Below are 20,243 nucleotides of genomic sequence, written 5' to 3' on the forward strand. Positions count from 1 at the left end.
CGGCGGCGCGATCGTGCTGGTGATGACGCGCTGGTCCCCCGATGACCTCGCAGGCCGCCTGCTGGATGAGATGCAGTCCGGCACCGGCGAGGCATGGGACATCCTCCGTCTTCCCGCCCTTGCGGAAGAGGCCGACCCGCTCAACCGCGCCCCCGGCACGGCCCTCTGGCCACAGGCCTTCCCGGAACCGGAACTCGCCCGCATCCGCCTCGCCATCGGCGCGCGGGAATGGGGCGCACTCTACCAGCAATCTCCCGTCCCGGCGGAAGGCACCCTGTTCCAGACGGGCATGATTAACGTGCAATCCGCCGCCCCCGCAGGCGGCCAGACCGTCCGCCGATGGGACCTCGCCGCCACCCGCCACAGCACAGGCCGCAATGCGGACTGGACGGTGGGCGTCAAACTCTCCCGCCTGCCAGATGGCCGGTTCTGCGTGCTGGATGTCACCCGCTTGCGTGGCGACCCCGCTCAGGTGGAAGCAACACTCCTCGCCACCGCAGCACAGGACGGCCCCGCAACCCGCATTATCCTCCCACAAGATCCGGGGCAGGCCGGTGTCGCACAGGCCCGATACCTGACAGGCCGCCTCGCGGGCTATCAGGTCAAAACCGTGCGGGAGACAGGGGATAAAGCCACCCGCGCCGCCCCCTTCGCAGCACAGGTCAACGCGGGCAACGTCCTCGCCGTCCGCGCCCCCTGGACCCCAAATTTTCTGGAAGAACTCGCCGCCTTCCCCGGCGGCGGCCATGACGATCAGGTCGACGCCGCAGCAGGAGCCTTCACAGCCCTCACCGACGCCACGCCCCTGCCACGCTTCGCCCCGGACTTCCTCGCCCGGATTTAAAGATGGCTGGGGCAGTCGTGCCTTTCGGCAAACCGTGCCTTACTGCGCGGCGTGCTGCCGCTTCTCATTCTGCCGACGGATTTCTTCTTCCCGTTCCCGGCGCTTGCGCTCACGGATTTCATCCATATGCGCGCCCAGATGCACTTCCCCGCGTTCCGCCGCCAGTTGCGCCTGCCGTTCACGTTCCGCATAACGGGCGCGCTGCTTCTCATCGCGTTCGTTGTAGCAATGCGGGCAGCTCACCCCATGCTCATATTCAGGGGAGGCCATTTCTTCCGCTGTCAGCGGCATGCGGCAGGCATGGCACTGGTCGAGTGATCCGGGTTCCAGCCCGTGCTTCACCGTCACGCGCTGGTCAAACACAAAACATTCGCCACGCCACAGGCTGTTTTCTTCGGGAATATTTTCCAGATATTTCAGAATGCCACCCTGCAAGTGGTACACCTCGTCCAGCCCTTCCGCTTTCACAAACGCGGTGGCTTTCTCACACCGGATACCGCCCGTGCAGAACATCGCAATGCGCGGCGTGCGCCCTTCGGCAATCAGTTCGGCCCGATGCGTGCGGAACCATTCCGGGAACTCCCGGAAGGTCTTCGTCTTCGGGTCAATCGCGCCCTTAAAGGTGCCCGCCGCCACTTCATAATCGTTGCGGGTATCAATCAGAATGGTGTCCGGGTCTTCCAGCAGCGCGTTCCACTCTTCGGCGGCCACGTAATGGCCCACGTCAGAGCGCGGGTCGAGCCCCGGCACACCCATGGTTACAATCTCTTTCTTCAGCCGCACCTTCATGCGCAAAAACGGCATGCTGGGCGCGCGGGAGAACTTGACCTCAATTTCCGCACAGCCGGGGAGCGCGCGGATATGCTCCAGCACTGCCGCAATGCCGGCATCCGTGCCTGCAATGGTGCCGTTAATGCCCTCACGCGCCAGCAGCAGGGTGCCCTGCACACCGTTTGCATCACACGCCGCCTGCAACGGGCCGCGCAGTTCGGCAAAGTTTTCAAACGGCGTAAAGCGATACAGCGCAGCAACGCAGACGGGCAAAGAGGTATCAGTCACGGCAACAACCAGTCCAGAAGTGCGATTGCAGACCAGTCCGGGCTTTCCGCATGCCAGTCCGCACACCGCCCCCTGCCGCAATCAGGATGAAATCAGCCCGCCAGACTTACTCCTCCACCCCGGTGCAGGACAAGGGCCAGCCTTTTACTGGCCTTCACGCGCAGGCTGCGCCACCCGCCAGACCTGCACGGCCTCCAGCGTTTTCTGCACATGTGTCTCCGGGTCGGTAGACGTATAGCTCAGGATAATCTTGCCCTCCGGCGTAATCACAAAGGATGTGCGGGAGGAGAGCGCAAAAGACCCCTGCGTCTTCTGGCTGTCATACAGCCCCGCCACCTTCGCGCCGGGGTCCGCCAGCACCGGGAACGCACTGCGGCATTCGTCTTTGGAGAACTCGGCCACGCGGTCCACATTGCCCGCCGTCACACCCACCACGGTCGCCCCCAGCTTCTGGAACGTCGGGATGGCTTCCGCAAAGGCATGCGCTTCCAGCGTGCAGCCACTGGTAAAGGCGGCGGGGAAGAAATACAGCACCACCGGCCCCTTCTTCAGCTCCTCTTTGAGCGAGAATTTAAGAGGCTTCCCCCCCAGCGCGCCATCCAGCGTAAAATTCGGGGCGGTGGTTCCGTTGGCCAGCGCTGCGTGCGCCGCAGGGGTCATGGCCCCCGTGGCCAGCAGGGCAGAACCGGCCAGCATCGGGGCCAGCAGCGCCAGCCGGGTCAGGCGGCGCATCGGTGTCAGAATACGAGTCATCAGGCAACTCCCACTGTCATTGCAGGCAAAAGAAGCAGAATCATCACTTGAGACTCTTCCTTTTTTCTGTCCATGCTGCATAGGTGACGGGTCAGTAAAGGATAAAGACCATGAGCGATGAAAACATGAGCGACGAAAACGACGTGATCGTCGGCTATCTCGTGCAGCGTGAAGACGAGGACGGCGACGTAACGTTCTGGGACCCGCGCAACGAGTGGCAGGAAGACCCCAACGAAGGCAAGTTCTACGAAAGCGAGGACGAAGCCAACGCTGACGCCAAAAAGCTTCAGGAAGGCGACAGCGCAACCATCACGGTTGAACTGGTCTTTGAAGACGATGAAGACCCCGAAGAAGACGCTGAAGACGAAAAAGCCTGATCTCGTCTCAGCAGCAGGGCAGGGGGCACCTCACCGGGTTTCCCCTGCCTTTGCGCATTCTGGCCTTATGACCCCGCTTTAATCACCGCACACGCTACCCGATCGCCCGAGCCACCAATCGGCTGCGAGGTATAATCATCCGGGTGCGCATGGATCACCAGCGACGAGCCTCCATGGTCCAGCAGAGCCGGCCGCGTCCCGCCGGATTTCAGAGAAACCAGCGTGGAATACAGCTCCACCGTCGCCTGACCGTCCGGCCCCACATACAGGTTCGGCAAGTCCCCGTTATCATTGGCGTTGTCATGCAGCAGCCCATGCACCACCGGTGTCATGGTGTGCACGTGTGACCCCGCACTGGTAAATTTCGGCGCTTCACAACTGCCTTTTTCATGAAAATGCATGCCATGCCACCCCGGCGAGAGGTTGCGCACACTCACCCGTAGCAGCACGCCACCGGGCGCATTCGTCACTTTCACGGTGCCGACTTCCGCCCCATCCGCACCTACCAGCGTACCGTCCGCCGTTTCCGCCGCACTGGCCAGCGGAGAGGCCATTACGCCCAGCAACAGTCCTGCTGCCAGCGCTTTCGTCAAACCTGATTTCATACCGGGTGTTCCTTCAATCCTGACAGTCCGTCACTCGTAACCCCAAAACAGGCTCCGGGTTCCCAAACATCCGCCTGTTGTGATGCCGCGTCCATCCCTCCCGTCGCACCCCTCTGTTCCGGAGAGCCCTCCCCGTGCCACGCCCCACCGTCCTCTCCCGCTGGTTCTCCCCGCGCCACACCACGCCAGACCTCACCTCTGCCGCGCCCTCAGAGGCAGCACGGCAATTCCCACACGCCGTAAGCCACTTCCCCCGCCACGCCCTATCCCGCGCCACACGGGACACAGATCGCACTCTCCGCCAGGAACCCCGCCTGACTGTTCCCCGTCCACAGCCCGCCCCACCATCCCCCGGCATTGGCCCGCGAGACATGGCGGAAACCCTGCGCGTGCAAAGTCTCCCCGCGCAGGCGGACGTGTTCCGGCCCTACCAGCCGCCCAAAGGCGTGCGGGGCGATGGCCGCACCCATCTGGCTATGGACAGCGCCGCGTCCAGCAACCCCGGCCTGCTCGGCTGGCTGCGGCAGGCGGTGGCGGAGGGTGTCGCCTTTCCCGGCTACCCCCGTTTGGCGGAACTCTCCCAGCGGGCGGAATACCGGCATATGGTGGAGGTCATCGCCGCCGAGGCCACGCGGGAATGGATCACTTTCCGCGCCCGCGGCACGGCGGACAAAAAGCAACGCCTTGCCGATATTGAGCGCGAATTTACCCGCCTGAACGTGCGGGACGTCCTGCGCCGCATGGCGGAGTATGACGGCTATTACGGCATGGGCCTGCTCTATGTGGATACCGGCCAGCCCCGCACCGGCGGCGGGCTGGAAACACCCCTGCTGCTCAGGCCGGAAACCTTCCGCAAAGGCTCGCTCCGCGCCCTCGTGCCGATCGAACCCGTCTGGACCACGCCAGACCAGTATGACACCGCCAACCCCCTCAGCACGGAGTTCTATCAGCCTTCGCGCTGGTGGGTGCAGGGCGGCCTGCTGCACAGCACACGGCTGTTGCAGTTTGTCTCACGCCCGGTGCCGGACCTTCTCAAACCTGCTTATAATTTCGGCGGTTTGTCGCTCTCGCAAATGGCCCGCCCCGCCGTGGAAAACTGGCTCCGCACCCGCCAGTCCGTGTCGGACCTCCTGAATGCGTTCTCCATCGTCGCGCTTTCAACCGACATGTCAGCCTACGCGCAGGACCCGGAAGGTCTCCTCAGCCGCATCGAGGCCTTCAACCGCTTCCGCTCCAATCGCGGCACCTTTGTTCTGGATAAAGACCGGGAAAAGCTGGAACTCCTGGCTGCCCCGCTCGCCGGGCTGGACCGCCTGCAAGCACAGGCGCAGGAGCAGATGTGCGCCGTGGCGCAGGAACCGCTGGTCAAATTCACCGGCATCACACCCAGCGGCCTGAACGCCTCAGCGGACGGAGAAATCCGAGTTTTCTATGACCGCGTACACGCTTTTCAGGAAACACTCTACCGCAAAAACCTGACCACCATCCTGCACATGGTCATGCTCAACCTGTGGGGCGAGATCGACCCGGATATCGACTTCACCTTCGTCTCCCTCTGGCAGATGGATGAACTCGCACGCGCCACCCTGCAAAAAACCCGCGCGGATATTGACGCCCAGAACATCCGCTCCGGCATCATCACCCCCGCAGAAGCCCGCAGCCGCACCGCACACGACACCAGCGGCCAATACGCCACCGTCAGCCTCCCGGCCAAACCGCCATTCCTTCCTTCAAAAAACCCCTGACAGGACAAGGCATGACGCTCCCCCGTCACCTCTCCATGCCCCACGCTCCATCCATTACAACGCTCCCTCCTGCCCGTGGCCGGGACGCCGTCGTTCTGGCGCTGGATCGCTCCGTGCGCCGCACCGATGTCGATGGTCACCTGCACATCGCCCGCTGCATCCTCTCCGCCGCCACGGTCTGCCCTTATTACGGGCATGAAATTCCGGGTGCGAAGGCTCTCGGGCTGGAGCCAAATACACTCTATCAGGTCTATCGGGACCCGCAGGCTCTGGCCCGCGCCGCCGCCAGCATGGCGGGCAAGCCCATCCTCATGCAGCACCAGCCCGTCTCGGCGCAGGACCACCCGAAGGAGATCACCGTCGGGGCCGTCGGCAGCGATGTCCGGTTTGAAGCCCCCAATCTCATCGGCAGCCTGACGGTGTGGGACCAGTCGGCCATCGCCGCCATCGAGAGCGGGCAGCAGCGCGCCGTCTCCGCAGGCTACCGCTACCGCGCCATTCCGCAGGGCGGCGTGCAGGACGGCATCCCCTACAGCCTGACCATGACGGACATCATCTTCAACCACCTCGCCCTCGTCMCCCAGCCGCGCGTGAAAACCGCCATTATTGGCGATGCCGCTCCCGCGCCCCACAGGGATCCTACCTTCATGACACACCCCACGCCCCCACAGCCCGGACCGTCTCAGTCCCTCCCGTCGGCCTCTTTCTCCGCCCAGACTGCGGCCCCACAGACTGAAAATCCTTCCGTGCAGACGAACACTTTTTCAATCTCCCATCCGACGCCTTCCGTGGCCTCCCAGCCCGGCACAGTCAGCACGCCCCCGGCCAACACCTCTGCGGCCCCGTCAACACCCACCCCGCAGCCGCACGCCCCGTCCTCCACAACGCCCCCGGCCACGCAGCCCACAACCATGGACGCCGCTCTCACACAGGCCGTGCAGCAGGCGGAAGCGGAGGTCATCCGCCGGATGGAAGCCCTCCATGCCGCGCGGGATGCAGTGCGTCCGTTTGTGGGTGACGTCGCAATGGATAGCGCCACTGCCGTCTACGGCTTCGCGTTGCGGGAGCAGGGCGTGGACCTCACGGACTTGCCGGAAGCCGCCTACAAACCGCTGTTCCAGCAGGTCGCGCGCCTGAAAACACAAACCAGCCCCCTCGGCATGGATGCAGAACAGACTGTGTCTTTTCGGGACACGTTCGGTCTTGGTCGCATTACGGTGAAAGCATAAGTCATGGCATTTCAGACTCAGGTTAACACCCAGCCCGCCCCCGGCCTGCCGGGTGATTTCGCCTCCCTCAATCCCACGGCCACCTTCCCGGCAGGGGAGGGCGCACTGGTCGCCGCAGCCGGAGGGTGCACCATCGGCGCTTTCGGCTGGGTGCAGACGGATGGCCGCAGCGTCGCCAACGCCCCCGCCAGTGGCACCACCACCGCTCCGGACGGCTTTGTGCATCGGGATCTCACCGGCCAGATTGCCAGCCTGTTTGATGAAAGCAGCCTGACAATCCCGCAGGGTTTCCCGGTCAACCTGTTCACGGCAGGGGATTTCTGGGCCACCAGCACCACCGCCGCAACCCCCGGTCAGGCCGTGTTTGCCTCCACCACAAACGGCAGCATCGCCACTGCCGCAGCCGGGGCCACCGTGGCCGGAGCCGTGCAGACCCGCTTTTACGCCGCCTCAGCCTGCGCTGCGGGTGAACTTGTCAAAATCTCAAGCTGGAGCCACGCCGTATGAGCGATTTCACAACACAACTGGCTGAACTGAACCGCCTCGGCTTCATCATGCCGGAAGCCCGTGGCATGATCGCCAACAGCCTGCTGGCGTCAGATGCTCTGGCGCAGGACGCCCAGCCCACGCTCTCCACTACCGCCAGCGGCGGCATTCCGGCCTTCATGAGCGCATGGGTGGACCCGGCCCTCATCAAAGTCGCCTTCGCCCCCATGCGCGCCGCCGAACTGCTGGGTGAAGTCCGCAAGGGCGACTGGGTGACCCGCACTGCCATCTTCCCGATGGTCGAGACCACAGGCGAAGTTTCCAGCTATGGCGACTGGAACAGCAACGGCCAGGTCAGCCTGAACCCCACCTACCCGGACCGCCAGTCCTACCACTATCAGGTGTTCGTCTCGTGGGGGGAAATGGAGCTGGCTCTCGCCGGTCAGGCCCGCCTCCAGTGGGCCGCCAGCCTGCGGGAAGCCGCTGCCCTCAAACTGAACAAGTTCCAGAACCAGACCTATTTTTTCGGCATCAACGGCCTGCGTCTGTATGGCTATCTGAACGACCCGCGCCTGCCAGCCGCCATCACCCCTGCCGTCAAGGCCGCAGGAGGCACCAGCTGGGCCGCCGCCACGCCGGAAGAACGGCAGGATGACGTCATTGCCCTCATCAACCAGCTCCGCAGCCAGACGGCCGGGCTGGTGGATACGGAAACGCCGATGGTCCTCGGCCTGYCCCCCACGCGCATGGGCCTGCTTACCCGCCGCAACAGCTTCGGCCTCTCTGCCGCCTCCCTGCTGAAAGATACATACCCCAACCTGCGCTTTGTGCAGGCCGTGGAGTATGGGGACGCCGCAGGCAGCGCCAGCCAGACCATGCAGATCATGGCAGAACATGTCGGCGCGCAGAAAACGGCGGAAACAGCCTTCACGGAAAAACTCCGCACCCACGCCGTGGTGACGGATGCTTCCGCATGGAAGCAGAAACTCTCGCAGGGCACATGGGGCGCCATCATCTACGTCCCCGCCGGCATCGCCACCATGACGGGCCTGTAACCGCCTCATCCCCGCCACACCCGGCGGGGATTTCCCGCCCAGTGCAGTTTTCTCCTTCCTCCACCAGCCTGTTTCAAAGGACCATTCCGGTATGGCCACACCCTCCACCGTTACCATCGGCTGCAAACTGCCCAACGGCCTCGTGCTCTCGCTGGGGGAAACCCGGCATGAACTAGCCGGCACCCGCGCCTCGGCTGTTATCGGGGGTTATGGTTTAACCCCCATCCCCGCAGACTTCTGGGCCGCATGGTCCCGTAAATATGCGGAGTTCCCGCTGCTGAAAAACGGCCTGATTTTCGCACAGAGCACGCTTGATAAAGCCACCGGACAGGCACGGGAACAGGCCGCCCTGCGCACCGGCGTAGAACCCCTGAACCCGGCAACACCCACCCTCGGCATCACCCCGGTCTGACACGCCACCGGCATTTCTGCCCCTCACACACCAACGCGGTTTGCCCGCCTGTTCCTCAAGGAGTTCCGCATGCCCCCCGTGCTGTTTGATGCCCAGGCATGGCAAACCCGTTACCCCGCGCTGTTCGCCACACTCGGGGCAGAGGGCGCGCAGGCCTGTTTCGATCAGGCGAGCCTGTTCCTCGCGAATGATGACACCTCGCCCGTCAAAAACCCCACCCGCCGCGCCGCCCTGCTGGGGCTGATCGCCGCGCATCTGGCGCAACTGGGCTTCGGCAGCGGCTCGGGCTCCAGTTCCAGCCTCTGCACAGGCGGGGCAGGGGATACCACAGCGTCCGCCTGCGCGCCGACACAAACCACCAGCCCGGAGCAACCCGCACTGGTAGGCCGCATCACATCAGCCCGTATGGGCAGCGTCGCGGTCGAGGCTGATATGGGGCCAGTCACCGCCGCACAGGCATGGTGGGCGCAAACCCCCTACGGCGCGGCCTACTGGGCGGCCACGGCCTTCCTGCGCACCGCCCGCTACGTGCCCGGCTACCCCCAAACCCCGCTCACATGGCCCTGAGCGCACGCCTAAATCCGCAGCGCACGCTCCTCTCCACCGGCCCCTCTCGTGTCCGCATACTCCCGCACCAGAATAAGGCATCCCCTTCATGCCTCTTCCTTCCGCACCCGCCAGCATGACCACCACCATGCCGTCCGCACCATCCGCCGGAAACCCTAACGTCAAAGCCGGATTTTTCAAAACCGCGACGGAAGAAGACGGCACCCCCGTCGCCGCCATAGCCGCCGTGCAGGAATTTGGCGCAGTGGTGCGGGGCAGGGAGGGGCACAGCATCGTCATCCCMCCCCGACCGTTCCTGCGCCAGACTGTCGCCACCCGCCGCACCGCATGGGTGCGCCTGCTGGCACAAGAACTCAAAACCAGCCTGCGCACACCCGGCAGGGCAGGGGGCACCCGGCACGCTCTGCAAACGCTCGTCCAACGCCTTAGTACACCCACACAGGCGCTCACCACGGTCGGGAAGGCCATGCAAACCGACATCACGCAAACCATCCACCAGACCCACACGCCGCCCAACGCCCCCGCCACCATCCGGCATAAGGGGTTTGATAAGCCGCTGCTGGAAACAGGAACCCTGCAAAACAGCGTCACCTTTCAGGTGGAGGCATGAACAGCCTGTTCCGCATTGCCGCAGCACAGATCAGCAGCCTCGCACCCCCCATCCTCGCCACATTGCGCGCGCAGGAAGGCACGACCACACAGCCCGATGGCACGGTCATCCCGCACTATGTCGACATCCTGCTGCGCATCATGGTGCAGGCCGCCTCCAGCGCGGATCTCACACAGGTCGCGGGGCTTAACCAAAGCACAGAGACCCGCGTGGTCTATCTGCCCGCAGAACTCAAAGGTATTGACCGCGCCCACCAGTTTGGCGGTGACCTTCTGGTGTTTGAAGGCTCGGAATGGCTGGTCACAGGCCAGCCCGAAACATGGGGAGGCGGCCAATGGTCGAAACTTCTGGTTACCCGACAGCGTCCGTCAGCCTGCCCCCCGTAACGGCGGCAACCACCACGGCGCTACGGGCTTTTTTACAAACCATCCTGCCGCCAGATCTGCCCGTCCTGCTGGCCAGACAAAACCGCATGGCAGCACCCAACGGCCCCTTTGCCCTCATGGCGCTGCTCATGCACCAGCGGATTGCCACCAGCGCCACCCGCTACACCGCCAACGCCCGCATCATTCTGCAACAGCAGGACATCACGGTGCAGGTCAGCCTGTTTGGAGAAGGTGCGGCAGATAACGCCCAGCGCATCACCGCCCTGTTCCAAAACGGATGGGCCGCAGAATTTTTCACGTCTTTTCACGAAAATACTTCACCCAAAACAGCATCAGACGCCGCTTCCGATGCACCTTCCGGCACACAGCCACCCCCACTCTCCACACCGTCGCCCCGCATCGCCCCCCTCTACGCCGGGCCAGCCCGCCAGATCCCCTTCATCAACGGTGAGCGGCAATATGAAGAGCAATGGCAGATTGACCTGCATCTTCAGGCCAGCTTCGCCCTCTCACTCCCGCAACCAATGGCCTCTGCCGCCCGGCTTGCTCTGGCAGATGTCACCAGCCCACAGGGTTCCCCTTCCGCATGACGCTCCCTATCAGTTCCCTCGTTACCGTCACACCGGGCGTTCTCTCTCCGGGTGGCACGGTCAGCCTGCTGAACGGCATGGTCTTTTCCGAAAATACGTCGCTTGCATCGGGTGTTTCCACATTCACCTCGGCGGAGGATGTCGCCACCACCTGTGGTGCATCATCCGTGGAAGCCAGCATCGCCAGCATCTATTTCTCGGCCTACACCAACGCGCAGGACACGCCGGAAAAGCTCTATATTTTCCAGCTCCCCGCCACCCCGACTGCGGCAGATTACGGCACCTATCTTTCCACCGCAGCCGATCAGGCAACAGACTGGGCGCCCTTCCTGTTTGCGTCAGAACCGGAACCCACAGCCAAGACCCAGATCGCCACATGGCTCGCCGCCCATCCCAACCGCTACTGGGGCGTGGTGCAGGATAGTGACACGACTATCCTGACCGCCAACGCAGCGGCCAGCTTCGGGGCCACGGTCAGGGCCGCGAGCACACCGGGCCTGACCTGCCTGTGTAATGTGGAGAATAACAGCGGCACTCTGGCCGGTGCCCTCTGCCTTGGCTGGGCGGCCAGCCTCAACCCCAACCGGGCGAGTGGCCGCACAACGCTGATGTTCCGCAATAATGCGGCGGTCCTGCCCCTCAACAGCCTGACGGCTTCACAGGCACAGGCCCTGCTGGGGAACGGCTACAGCTTCTACGGGTCTTACAAAAGAACGGATTCCACATTCAGTTTTTTGAATAACGGTGCCGTCTCCGGCCCCTTCGCCTGGGCGGACAGCTACATCAACCAGATCTGGATGAACGCCAGCTTCCAGACTGACCTCATCACCCTGTTCTCCAACGCCGGGCAAATTCCCTATAACGCGGTAGGAGATTCCCTGATCGCCACATCCGTGCAGGGCACGATTGATACCGCTCTGTCCTTCGGCGCCATCCAGCCCAACGTCACCTTGTCGGACGCACAGAAGCAGGCCGTCAATGCGGATGCCGGGCGCAGTATTGATACCGTCCTCTCCACTCGCGGCTGGTATCTGCTGCCGGGTGCGTCCACCGCGTCCGCTGCCGTTCGGGCTGCACGCGGCACGGTGCAGGGACGGTTTTTCTACATGGATGGTCAGTCCGTGCAGTCCATCGCCCTGGCCTCTGTCGAAGCCCAGTAAAAAACCCCGCAAGGAGGCCAGACCCCATGTCCGATTATGACATCACCGCCGCAAATTCCGTCTACACTCTCACCGTGCCGGGGCTGTATAATGCCCCCATCACGCTGGAAAATTACGCAGCCGACCGCGCGTTTGAAACCGAAGCGCGTGAACTGGCCGAAACCGCCATGAGCATTGACGGTTACCTGAACGCCGGCTGGATTCCCAACCCTGTCACCCAGACCATCGCACTGGCCGCAAGTAGTGAAAGTGCGTTGATTTTTGAGGCCATTGTCATGGCGCAGGACGCCCGGCGCGGCCTGTATCGCATGGGCGCGGAAATTCAGATCCCCGCCATCGGGCGCAAATACACCATGGTGCGTGGCCTGCTCCGCTCCATTGTCGGCGTGCCGACAGCAGGCCGTGTGCTGGAAGCCCGGCATTTTGAAATCACGTGGGAACGGGTTCTCCCCGCCACCATCTGAGCGCCGGGGCCTAGCCCCTCGCTTCTAATCCAGACCCCCGGCTAAAATTCCAGCCAAAGCACCGGCCACGCACCCGCCCACTTCCCGGCCTGTCTCGCATCCCGTCACACCAGACGCAGGCCGTGCCCGTTTCAGGAAGACCTTCATGAAAACACTCGACTATACGCACAGCAAAGCCGGAGCCGACCACGGAAAACGTTTTGTCTTAACGCGCATGGATGCCTTCTCAGCCGATAAATGGGCGCGCCACATCCTGCAGGCCGCCATCCGTGGCGGGGCACGGGTCGGGGCCGATCTGGCAGAAGCCGGTGTTGCCGGTCTGGCCGGTCTGGGCATCGAAATCTTCGGCTTCATGGAAGAAAGTGAGCTGGACCGCGCTCTGGACCGCCTGATGCAGTGCGTCGCCCTGCGGCCAGACCCCGCCCACCCGGACACAACCCGCGCCGTCATCGCCACGGATTTTGAGGAACCAGACACCCTCGGCCTCGTGCGTGCAGAAGCCTTCCGGCTGCATGTGGGTTTTTTACTGGCCGCCGCACACCAGCTCTTCCCCGTGGTGGCGGCCTTGCTGGGAGAAGCCGCGCAGGAGACGCCCAGCCCGTCTGCTGCGTAAACGTCTCGCCCGCGCTGGCGGCGGTCATCACCGCAGGCCTCGCCACCCTGCACGAATTAAAAACGCTTTATGACAGTGAGGATCTTTATGATCTTCTGGAAATCCTGTCTGTCAGAAACTGCAATGCCACCCTCGCCAGCAGGGGTTTTCAGGAACACATGCTCCCCACACCGGGCGGCTGAGGAACACCACGCATGTCGGAAATGCTGATTGATGAACTGGTCGTCCGGCTGGGGCTGGATACCGCCTCCCTGCAAACCGAAGCGAGACAGACCACCCAGCTTCTGGACAAACTCCGCCAGAGCGCAGAGCAGACAGCCGCCAGCACCCGGCAGGCCAGCACACAGGCCACATCCGCTCTTGCCCGCATGCGCGGCGAGGCCGTCAGCCTGCTCGCCGTCCTCAGCGGCGGACGCGGCCTGAACCGCCTGCTGGCCGATCTCTCCACCCCCGGCAGCCAAACCACCCCCCGCAGTGCATCAACCGGCATCCCGTCGCCCTCTGCCCACGCCACGCGAGAAACCCGCATCCTCCGCGCGGACCGAAACCTTACTGCGCAGGGAGCACGTTTTCCGTTTTCAAGGCAGGGCAGTTCTGCGAACAGCTTCCGCTCCGGTCACGCCGCAACACCCAGCAGTAAGCCCACCAGCACATCCACAGGCACACGCGCCGGTGCACCGACGGGCACGTCGCACCTCTCCCGTTTTGGCCCCTCGCGCACAGACTTTTTTTCAGGTCTGGCCGCGTTACCCGGAACCCAGTCTGTCCCGTTCTCAGGCTCGCAGACCGCCGCCTTTTTATCCCGCCTGCCGGGTGTCACTCATGCCGTCGCCGGTGGGCGCAGCGCCGAGACGGGCGCTCGTGCAACACAGCCCGCTTCCCGCTCATCTCACGTCATCCCGCGCACAGCAGGGCCTTTCCCCAACACAGACTTTCCGTTCCGCAACCAGACGGGGCAGGGCAGGGTCTCTCACCGCGCCCTTCTGAGCGCCACGACCGCCGCTCCATTCGAGCCGCTCGTAACAGTCCACTCTGCGCCAACGCTCCAGAACCGCATCGTGGCAAACCCACTTTTGAGACCGTTCTCCCGCTCAGTCACAGAACAGGAGAGCATCGCAAAGACAAAGAGACTGCAAGGTTTTTTTGCACCAGCCGCACGCCGCACATCTCCGATCGGCACCTCCTCTTCCAGTTCCCGCACACAGGCAGAGCACACACGCTCCACAGCCCTAACCCGGCTCATCACCCAGACAGCCCACCGCGTTGGCCAAAGCCCAGTCACCCATTCGTCCGGCCAGCGAGACGGCAGCCGCGCGTTCCCTTCGCCCGCAAACCGACGCGCCTCTCGCACCAGCCTCAAACCCTCCCTCGCCGGACCTGCTGCCGGATATCCTGCCGCACACAGCCTGACCAGCCCCGTATCCAGCCTTTCCCCTAACCATGCCGTCACAGGGCACACCCTACTCCGTTCCCCACACACGGACGCGCTCACAGCCCAAACGCGCACGTTGTCGCGTGCTCTTGCCACGCTGCACGCCCATGCAGGCAGGGCACTCGCGGTGCAACCCTATTTGCCCGGCTCTCCCTTGCTGCATGCGGCAGGCTCCCAGACCACATCGCACTTTGCCAGCGCACCGCGCCCCACAACAACGACCCATATCGGCCCCGTCACCATCACAGTCCCATCTGGAAATCCGCAGGCCATCGCGCAGGCTTTGCAAGGGCTGGGGGGAGGGGACAGTCATACCCTCACCAGCCTCGCCACCATCGGCACGGTCTGAAAACAGCCTTCTAACATCAGAACAGTTTTAAAAGGAACGCTCCCATGCCCATGGTGCCCGTCACCCTGCCTTCGGTGTGGGATATCCCTGTTGCGGCAGGCGTGCCCGCTCTGCTGGGTCAGTCTGTCTCAACCGGCGTGCGCGCCGCAGCCTCCGTTAGCCTCGGCACGGTGCTGGATGATCTGATGATCAGTCAGGCCGCAGGCCAGTGGGGCATCTTCACCAGCACTGGCACCTGCGTGCTGTCCGCTGCCCGCGTGATGTCTGTCTCGGCAGAAAGCAGCAGTCCCATTGCGACGGCCCCGCTGGAAGACGGCGCTTTTCTCTCCTACAGCAAAGTGCAGACACCCCGTCAGCATCGCGTGCTGATGGTGTGTGATGGGTCGGAAACCGGCCTTTCCGCCACAGAGGCCACTCCTTTTTCCGGTCTGGACCTCACGCGCCTTGCAGGCATAGAGGCTCTTTACGTGCGCAAGACTTTTTTCAATACGCTTGCCGCATTGGAAGCGGATCTGTCGCTCTATGCCGTCATCACACCAGAACGCAAATACAGCAATGTCAGCATTACCGGCCACCGCTGGGTGCGAGACGCCCGCCACGGCATCACCATGCCCGTGGTGGAAATCACCCTGCAGGAAGTGCGGCTGACGGGCACGCAGAGCTTCACCCAGACACAGGCCCCGCAGGGTAGCAGAACAATCTGCACGGGTCTGGTCTCTGCCCAGTCCGTGCAAACATCCGGCTCTTCTCTGGCCACCGCATTCGGCCCTAGTCAGAGCAGCACACTCGACGCCGCCAGCCTGCTGGCCAGCGCGCTTTAAGAAAAAGTGCCCCTTCAGCACCCGGCACCAGCAGCGACATCAAAGGATTAAGGTTCTCTCTGGTATTTCGGAGCCATCCTCTTTATCTCTTAAGGCTCCGTATTTCCCTTTTGATTTAACCATCCAGACCATGAAACCTGTTCCAAAAATAGCGCGTCCATCTCATTCTAAAGAGATCCCCCACACACAACGCTCGCTCGTGCCTGTCTGGATGCACTATCTGGCAGCCGCTTCTGTCTGTCTTCTGGTGTCAGGGTGCGCGGATGATCATGGCAGAGGGGACATGCACGCCGCTGTTTCAGAGTGTTTTTTTAAATACCCCTTTGCAAAAGGGACAGCCTACAAGCGGTTCAACTGCATTTATCAGGCCCATGCCCATTATGGACCGGACGCCATGGGGGCGCAGTACAGCCTGCGCCTGCAAGTCGATCTGGCATCCCTGAAAGTCGGGCAGGATGTAGATTCCGGCACTCTAACACCGGAAGAAGGCAAGACGACCCTGCGCTGGGTAACAGAAAAGGCCTATGCACAAGCGTCCCAGCAACAGGCATGGGTTGCGGCACAGCCAAAAAGAAACTGATAACGCCTATAAAGAAAAAGAGGGAATGCCGCCTGAGCAACACTCCCTCTTTCCACATAGAAGCCAGAAATTTTTAAATCTGTGTTTTACTGGGCCCGCGGCACAATGGCAGGAGCCGTGGAATTTTTCTCAGTATTCAGCACAGCATTGCCGGACTGTTTGGAGTAGGTCGCAGAGGTGGACTGCTGCGGCGTCCGCGGCGGATGGAAGGCGGAAACCCCAAGGATACCACCAGCAGAGCGCTGCATCGTGCCTTCAGGCTGGCGCGCACACCCACGGGTAATAATGGAACAAACGCCGTCCGTGCCAATCATTTCATCATCATTGCCGGTATAATGCACGTCAGAAACACGGTCATTATCCAGACGGACTACAGCCGTACAGCCCGTGCCGCCGCCGCCGCCCAGCACGTTGACGAGCGTTGAAATATCACCAACCGGAATAAGGGTAGACCCACCATAGCTCGGGGCCGGCTGCGTGCCGGAATAGATGAAGATCTGCGTCGTATCATTAATCTGTTTGGTGGAAGCCGGCAGACCAGCACAGGCCTGCAGATCGTAGGATGTCATCCCGATCATTGTGACTTGTGCCTTATGAGCAGCGCGTGAATCAAAATACCCGCAACCGCTTAAACTGACAGAGAGTGAGGCGACCGCAAACAAACCCAAAAGACGACACTTCATTTTTTCGACTATCCTCACACCGTGTCCAAAATATTCATAACAAGACGTAGAAAGTTATTACGCTACTGTGTTCTTCCTCTGCAATGCAAGAGGCTGAGCGATGCATAAAATATTTCTTTTCTGACAAATATCTTTCCAGCGCCTTAATATCCTGATTGCATTGTCTGTTCTATATCATTTCGATTATAATGGAAAGTGGCTCTCTTCTAGTCTTGCCTTTTCCTCCCCATCATACGCTATTATCATGGGGTTGTTTAATTGTACTGTCTGAGACCTCACGCAGTCCTGCAAAACGGTCCCTGAGGTCAAAGGAGAATTTGCTGATCATGTTGCTTCCGTCCCGTCATCAGGTGCTTACCTGCTCTTCTCTTGTCGTCTCGCTTTTCGCGCTGAGCGCCTGCATGCACCCAGGTCAGCCGCCCGCACCGCCACTGCCCGCTCTGGCAAAAGCCACGCCCTTTACGGCGGCTGATACAAGCTTTGCCTCCAGGCTCAATGATGAAGACCTGACCCACATTGCGCTGGCAAACCTTGCCAAAACGCACGCCGCCCGCAGCGATATCGCGTTGCTTGGCACGACAATCGTCAAAGACCTGACTGATAACCATGATAAGCTGACAGCACTGGCTACCACGGGTACTGCAACGCTGGCTGCAAAACCTTCCGCGCAGAGCCAGAAGATTATTGATCAGATGCAGCGTCTGCACGGTGCTGCGTTTGACAGAAGCTACGCACGCTATCTGGCAAGCAACACAAAATCGACCAGCCTGTTTATTGATGCCACCAACGCCACGTCCACAAACGCGGATCTGGTGAAACTCGCCACAGACCTCAAAACCAAACTCCTCGGTTACGAAGCGCAGGTGAAATAAAGCCTTTTCCAAAAGACCGATTTCTTCCCATCCGGACGGAAGGTCTTTTGATATTCTGAGGCTTCCTGCTGACAAGGCAGGGAGCCTCAGGCGCTTTTGCGGAACGCATAAAATTTCCACTCATTGCCAGCCGCCTCGCGTTCCTTTTCAGACATAAGTGCCTTAAACGCCTGTTTGAAAAACGCCAAAACAGAGCAAGCATATTCCAAAAGATAACAGGCTGTTATCTCAATACTAAAAATAGAATAGCTCTTTATTTCTCAAAAGATTTCAGTAAACATCAGGAAAATGAGCGGCTAAAACCAGCTCCAGCTCCAGCTCCAGCTCCAGCTCTCGCGTGCGTGCCCAAAGTCTCACATCACCCTCTAAAATTACCAATCCTCAGCAACATGCATAAAATCTGCGCTGTTTTTCCAAATCCATAAATATTCCCTCCAAGCCCGCATAACCGGAGTGGCCTCCCCATGCTCTCAGCCACACTGCAACAGTCTCTATCCACCACCACTCAGGCAACCTCTCAGGGCAGCACGAACAACACCAGCCCCTCTCTGCTCACGGTACCCCTAACTGCCGTCCCGGCGCAGACGCTGAAAGTCGCGCTGTCCGGAACCCTGATCCAGATCACCCTGCGTCAGCGCAGCACCGGCCTGTATGCAGATTTCGATGCCAGCAGCACGCGTTTTCTGTCCGGCGTGCTGTGTCAGGACCGCACATGGCTGGTGCGGGACGCGGCAATCGGCTTGCCCGGAGACTTCCTGTTTGCCGACACACAAGGCCAGCAAGACCCGGACGCCACCGCCCTCGGCTCCCGCTTTCTCCTCCTCTACCGTCCCGGCTGGACGTCCTGACGACGACCACCACACAGTCCTGCGCCCGCCATTTCCTGCATTTCGGAAACTCCCGCACCATGTCGCAAACAACGCTTCAAAACCGCGCCGTGGATGTCACATTCCGGCTGCTCTCACAGGCGTTCGGCCCCAATGGGGAGGACACGGTCACTCTCTCCGGCCTGCGCGTGCATGCCGAGGTCACACAGGCTCGCTTCCCCACGGCAGAAAGTGCAACGGTGCGGATCGAAGGCATGACCCCGGATGTCATGAACCGCCTGAGCATGGCCGCGCCGGACCCCACGCGCCAGAGTGCAAGTGAGCTTATCCTCACAACGCAGGACGGGGCAGGGGGGAACGCCCTCGTCTTTCAGGGCGGTGTCACGCTGGCCTATGTGGATTATACAACTGCTCCCAATGTCGCCTTTGTTGCACAGGCTTTTTCAACAGTTCTGCCGAATGCCATGACGGCCACCCCCACGGGCTACCGGGGTGCTGTCTCCGCCGGGCAGGTGCTTGCCACCATTGCCAACAAGGCCGGCCTGAGCCTGCACATTCAGGATGTGGCCGCCACGCTGCATGATCCTTATTTCCACGGTAGCCCCGGCCAGCAACTCAGCCAGTGTCTGGAAACTGTGCCTCTGTGCGCAGGCTTAGGGCGCGGTCAGCTCTCCGTCTGGCCCGCAACGTCTACCGCCTCACAGCCGACGCCCCTCGGCACCACACAAGCCCTGTCCCTCTCCGCAGAAACCGGGCTGATCGGCTACCCCGCATGGTCCGCCGGCGGACTGGCTTTGCGGATGCTGTTTAACCCGCTTGTCAGTTTCAACAGCCTGATCGCCCTGCAAAGTCGCTACCAGCCTGCGGGGTGGGGGCAGCAAAACGGTCCGGTGCCGGTCGGTCTGTGGCGCGCCATACAGGTGCGCCACACCCTGCAAACAGAAACGCCGCACGGCGCATGGTTTACGGACATTGTGGCGCAGGCCTATCGGGAATCCACTGCATGACCCAGTCCAACACAGCCGCGCAAACTGCCAGCCAGAGCGCACCGCAGGCGCCCCCCAGCGGCTATCCCATTTTCAACCGGGCTGATGCCGCCGCGTCAGACTTTAATGCTCTGAACAGCGTCATCACGCGCCTGCTCTCAGGCCGCCGCACCATCGTGCCCGTGCAGGTCAAAGCTGTTTCCGGGGCCGGGCTGAATCCGGTCGGCACGGTGGATGTGCAGCCTATGGTGCATCAGCAGGACGCCTCTGGCCGCATCATGCCGCATGGCGTGCTGTATAATGTGCCGTATTTTCGGCTGCAGGGCGGATGCCGCGCCGTTATTCTGGACCCGATGGAAGGCGACATCGGCCTCGCTCTTATCGCGGACCGCGACATCTTCAACGTCAAAACCGCCCGCGCCAGTGCTGCCCCCGGTTCGTTCAGGCAGCAGAACATGGCGGACGCCCTCTATATCGGCGGCTTCCTCAACGGCACCCCGCAGGAGTATCTCTGGTTCAGTGAAAATGGCATTACGCTGAAAACGTCTGGCACCCTCAGTATCGAAGCCCAGAACACCCACATCACCGGCCCCGTCTCCATAGACGGCAGCCTCACCGTCTCGCAGGACGCCATCGCCAATGGCATCTCCCTGACCCAACACACCCACCCCGGCGTGCAGCCCGGTTCCGGGATTACCGGCACTCCGCAGGGGTAACTGCATGGGTCTGTTTGGAGAC

The 20,243-nt window shown here is 61.9% G+C and carries 25 protein-coding genes; 21 read left to right on the top strand and 4 right to left on the bottom strand.

The genetic code is table 11. The features are described from left to right. Positions 1 to 844: phage terminase large subunit (terL, locus tag KP703_RS10365; protein WP_215754773.1), on the top strand; the 844-nt coding region annotated here is incomplete at its 5' end. A 39-nt stretch (positions 845 to 883) separates the two neighbouring features. Here terL and KP703_RS10370 read toward each other — a convergent pair. Beyond that, positions 884 to 1,903, bottom strand: a complete 1,020-nt coding sequence (locus KP703_RS10370; protein WP_373687473.1) for a rhodanese-related sulfurtransferase — start codon at positions 1,901 to 1,903, stop codon at positions 884 to 886. A gap of 144 nt (positions 1,904 to 2,047) precedes the next feature. Further along, on the bottom strand, positions 2,048 to 2,656 hold the full coding sequence (locus KP703_RS10375; protein WP_252354003.1) for a peroxiredoxin: 609 nt from the start codon (positions 2,654 to 2,656) through the stop codon (positions 2,048 to 2,050). A 110-nt stretch (positions 2,657 to 2,766) separates the two neighbouring features. Between KP703_RS10375 and KP703_RS10380 the strand changes: the two genes are divergently transcribed. Next, positions 2,767 to 3,033, top strand: a complete 267-nt coding sequence (locus tag KP703_RS10380; protein WP_062144378.1) for a hypothetical protein — start codon at positions 2,767 to 2,769, stop codon at positions 3,031 to 3,033. Between the two features lie 65 nt (positions 3,034 to 3,098). Here KP703_RS10380 and sodC read toward each other — a convergent pair whose 3' ends face one another. Beyond that, entirely contained in the window at positions 3,099 to 3,638 is a 540-nt protein-coding gene (gene sodC, locus KP703_RS10385; protein ID WP_062144375.1) for a superoxide dismutase[Cu-Zn], read from the bottom strand. Between the two features lie 134 nt (positions 3,639 to 3,772). Here sodC and KP703_RS10390 point away from each other — a divergent pair, with 134 nt between their 5' ends. The 15 genes from KP703_RS10390 to KP703_RS10460 all read left to right on the top strand — a co-directional run bounded on the left by KP703_RS10390 (position 3,773) and on the right by KP703_RS10460 (position 16,137). Next, the gene (locus KP703_RS10390; RefSeq protein WP_373687474.1) at positions 3,773 to 5,383 is read left to right on the top strand and encodes a DUF1073 domain-containing protein; all 1,611 of its coding nucleotides are present in this window, start codon (positions 3,773 to 3,775) and stop codon (positions 5,381 to 5,383) included. Positions 5,384 to 5,394: 11 nt separating this feature from the next. Continuing rightward, the gene (locus KP703_RS15650; protein ID WP_252354004.1) at positions 5,395 to 6,612 is read left to right on the top strand and encodes a DUF2213 domain-containing protein; all 1,218 of its coding nucleotides are present in this window, start codon (positions 5,395 to 5,397) and stop codon (positions 6,610 to 6,612) included. Positions 6,613 to 6,615: 3 nt separating this feature from the next. Then, complete coding sequence (locus KP703_RS10400; RefSeq protein WP_061506706.1) at positions 6,616 to 7,119, top strand: hypothetical protein; 504 nt, start codon at positions 6,616 to 6,618, stop codon at positions 7,117 to 7,119. Continuing rightward, positions 7,116 to 8,153, top strand: a complete 1,038-nt coding sequence (locus KP703_RS10405) for a major capsid family protein (RefSeq protein ID WP_215754782.1) — start codon at positions 7,116 to 7,118, stop codon at positions 8,151 to 8,153. Before KP703_RS10400 ends, KP703_RS10405 begins: the two co-directional genes overlap by 4 nt. A gap of 91 nt (positions 8,154 to 8,244) precedes the next feature. Further along, positions 8,245 to 8,565 (top strand): hypothetical protein, encoded by a 321-nt coding sequence (locus tag KP703_RS10410; protein WP_215754784.1) that lies wholly within the window; start codon positions 8,245 to 8,247, stop codon positions 8,563 to 8,565. Positions 8,566 to 8,634: 69 nt separating this feature from the next. Beyond that, the gene (locus KP703_RS10415) at positions 8,635 to 9,132 is read left to right on the top strand and encodes a DUF4054 domain-containing protein (RefSeq protein ID WP_215754786.1); all 498 of its coding nucleotides are present in this window, start codon (positions 8,635 to 8,637) and stop codon (positions 9,130 to 9,132) included. An 88-nt stretch (positions 9,133 to 9,220) separates the two neighbouring features. Next, positions 9,221 to 9,742, top strand: a complete 522-nt coding sequence (locus tag KP703_RS10420; protein ID WP_215754788.1) for a hypothetical protein — start codon at positions 9,221 to 9,223, stop codon at positions 9,740 to 9,742. Further along, positions 9,739 to 10,128 (top strand): hypothetical protein, encoded by a 390-nt coding sequence (locus KP703_RS10425; protein WP_062271813.1) that lies wholly within the window; start codon positions 9,739 to 9,741, stop codon positions 10,126 to 10,128. The genes KP703_RS10420 and KP703_RS10425 overlap by 4 nt, the downstream gene beginning before the upstream one ends. Further along, positions 10,077 to 10,718: an LIC_12616 family protein gene (locus KP703_RS10430; RefSeq protein WP_215754790.1), complete on the top strand. Its 642-nt coding sequence runs from the start codon at positions 10,077 to 10,079 to the stop codon at positions 10,716 to 10,718. The genes KP703_RS10425 and KP703_RS10430 overlap by 52 nt, the downstream gene beginning before the upstream one ends. Beyond that, positions 10,715 to 11,878: a DUF3383 family protein gene (locus tag KP703_RS10435; protein ID WP_215754792.1), complete on the top strand. Its 1,164-nt coding sequence runs from the start codon at positions 10,715 to 10,717 to the stop codon at positions 11,876 to 11,878. Before KP703_RS10430 ends, KP703_RS10435 begins: the two co-directional genes overlap by 4 nt. Positions 11,879 to 11,904: 26 nt before the next feature. Next, complete coding sequence (locus KP703_RS10440; RefSeq protein WP_215754794.1) at positions 11,905 to 12,342, top strand: phage tail fiber protein; 438 nt, start codon at positions 11,905 to 11,907, stop codon at positions 12,340 to 12,342. A gap of 145 nt (positions 12,343 to 12,487) precedes the next feature. After that, the gene (locus KP703_RS10445; protein ID WP_215754796.1) at positions 12,488 to 12,955 is read left to right on the top strand and encodes a hypothetical protein; all 468 of its coding nucleotides are present in this window, start codon (positions 12,488 to 12,490) and stop codon (positions 12,953 to 12,955) included. Between the two features lie 194 nt (positions 12,956 to 13,149). After that, the gene (locus tag KP703_RS10450; RefSeq protein WP_215754798.1) at positions 13,150 to 14,736 is read left to right on the top strand and encodes a hypothetical protein; all 1,587 of its coding nucleotides are present in this window, start codon (positions 13,150 to 13,152) and stop codon (positions 14,734 to 14,736) included. Between the two features lie 44 nt (positions 14,737 to 14,780). Continuing rightward, a complete protein-coding gene (locus KP703_RS10455) occupies positions 14,781 to 15,557 on the top strand; it encodes a phage baseplate protein (RefSeq protein ID WP_252354005.1) in 777 nt (258 codons plus the stop codon). Positions 15,558 to 15,840: 283 nt separating this feature from the next. Beyond that, positions 15,841 to 16,137 (top strand): hypothetical protein, encoded by a 297-nt coding sequence (locus tag KP703_RS10460; RefSeq protein ID WP_062271909.1) that lies wholly within the window; start codon positions 15,841 to 15,843, stop codon positions 16,135 to 16,137. 86 nt (positions 16,138 to 16,223) lie between these two features. Here KP703_RS10460 and KP703_RS10465 read toward each other — a convergent pair whose 3' ends face one another. Continuing rightward, the gene (locus tag KP703_RS10465; protein WP_062144584.1) at positions 16,224 to 16,715 is read right to left on the bottom strand and encodes a hypothetical protein; all 492 of its coding nucleotides are present in this window, start codon (positions 16,713 to 16,715) and stop codon (positions 16,224 to 16,226) included. Positions 16,716 to 17,146: 431 nt separating this feature from the next. Between KP703_RS10465 and KP703_RS10470 the strand changes: the two genes are divergently transcribed. The 4 genes from KP703_RS10470 (at position 17,147) to KP703_RS10485 (ending at position 20,221) form a co-directional block, all read left to right on the top strand. Next, positions 17,147 to 17,692 (top strand): DUF4142 domain-containing protein, encoded by a 546-nt coding sequence (locus KP703_RS10470; protein ID WP_062271825.1) that lies wholly within the window; start codon positions 17,147 to 17,149, stop codon positions 17,690 to 17,692. 464 nt (positions 17,693 to 18,156) lie between these two features. Further along, positions 18,157 to 18,540, top strand: coding sequence for a hypothetical protein (locus KP703_RS10475; protein WP_252354006.1), 384 nt, complete (start codon positions 18,157 to 18,159; stop codon positions 18,538 to 18,540). Between the two features lie 59 nt (positions 18,541 to 18,599). After that, positions 18,600 to 19,526 (top strand): baseplate hub protein, encoded by a 927-nt coding sequence (locus KP703_RS10480; protein WP_215754800.1) that lies wholly within the window; start codon positions 18,600 to 18,602, stop codon positions 19,524 to 19,526. Next, positions 19,523 to 20,221 carry a Gp138 family membrane-puncturing spike protein gene (locus KP703_RS10485; RefSeq protein ID WP_215754802.1) on the top strand — a complete coding sequence of 233 codons (699 nt, stop codon included), beginning with the start codon at positions 19,523 to 19,525 and terminating at the stop codon, positions 20,219 to 20,221. Before KP703_RS10480 ends, KP703_RS10485 begins: the two co-directional genes overlap by 4 nt. Positions 20,222 to 20,243 lie beyond the last annotated feature (22 nt).

Source organism: Acetobacter sp. P5B1 (assembly GCF_018811985.1).
Lineage (GTDB): Bacteria > Pseudomonadota > Alphaproteobacteria > Acetobacterales > Acetobacteraceae > Acetobacter > Acetobacter cerevisiae.

Bases quoted from the DNA above. Each gene is read 5' to 3' on its own strand.
- KP703_RS10435 (WP_215754792.1), top strand. From the start codon at position 10,715: ATGACGCTCCCTATCAGTTCCCTCGTTACCGTCACACCGGGCGTTCTC.
- KP703_RS10470 (WP_062271825.1), top strand. From the start codon at position 17,147: ATGTTGCTTCCGTCCCGTCATCAGGTGCTTACCTGCTCTTCTCTTGTC.
- KP703_RS10465 (WP_062144584.1), bottom strand. From the start codon at position 16,715: ATGATCGGGATGACATCCTACGATCTGCAGGCCTGTGCTGGTCTGCCG.
- KP703_RS10375 (WP_252354003.1), bottom strand. From the start codon at position 2,656: ATGACTCGTATTCTGACACCGATGCGCCGCCTGACCCGGCTGGCGCTG.
- KP703_RS10460 (WP_062271909.1), top strand. From the start codon at position 15,841: ATGCACGCCGCTGTTTCAGAGTGTTTTTTTAAATACCCCTTTGCAAAA.
- KP703_RS10445 (WP_215754796.1), top strand. From the start codon at position 12,488: ATGAAAACACTCGACTATACGCACAGCAAAGCCGGAGCCGACCACGGA.
- KP703_RS10450 (WP_215754798.1), top strand. From the start codon at position 13,150: ATGTCGGAAATGCTGATTGATGAACTGGTCGTCCGGCTGGGGCTGGAT.
- KP703_RS10380 (WP_062144378.1), top strand. From the start codon at position 2,767: ATGAGCGATGAAAACATGAGCGACGAAAACGACGTGATCGTCGGCTAT.
- KP703_RS10485 (WP_215754802.1), top strand. From the start codon at position 19,523: ATGACCCAGTCCAACACAGCCGCGCAAACTGCCAGCCAGAGCGCACCG.
- KP703_RS10410 (WP_215754784.1), top strand. From the start codon at position 8,245: ATGGCCACACCCTCCACCGTTACCATCGGCTGCAAACTGCCCAACGGC.
- sodC (WP_062144375.1), bottom strand. From the start codon at position 3,638: ATGAAATCAGGTTTGACGAAAGCGCTGGCAGCAGGACTGTTGCTGGGC.
- KP703_RS10455 (WP_252354005.1), top strand. From the start codon at position 14,781: ATGCCCATGGTGCCCGTCACCCTGCCTTCGGTGTGGGATATCCCTGTT.
- KP703_RS10475 (WP_252354006.1), top strand. From the start codon at position 18,157: ATGCTCTCAGCCACACTGCAACAGTCTCTATCCACCACCACTCAGGCA.
- KP703_RS10430 (WP_215754790.1), top strand. From the start codon at position 10,077: ATGGTCGAAACTTCTGGTTACCCGACAGCGTCCGTCAGCCTGCCCCCC.
- KP703_RS10415 (WP_215754786.1), top strand. From the start codon at position 8,635: ATGCCCCCCGTGCTGTTTGATGCCCAGGCATGGCAAACCCGTTACCCC.
- KP703_RS10425 (WP_062271813.1), top strand. From the start codon at position 9,739: ATGAACAGCCTGTTCCGCATTGCCGCAGCACAGATCAGCAGCCTCGCA.
- KP703_RS10400 (WP_061506706.1), top strand. From the start codon at position 6,616: ATGGCATTTCAGACTCAGGTTAACACCCAGCCCGCCCCCGGCCTGCCG.
- KP703_RS10440 (WP_215754794.1), top strand. From the start codon at position 11,905: ATGTCCGATTATGACATCACCGCCGCAAATTCCGTCTACACTCTCACC.
- KP703_RS10480 (WP_215754800.1), top strand. From the start codon at position 18,600: ATGTCGCAAACAACGCTTCAAAACCGCGCCGTGGATGTCACATTCCGG.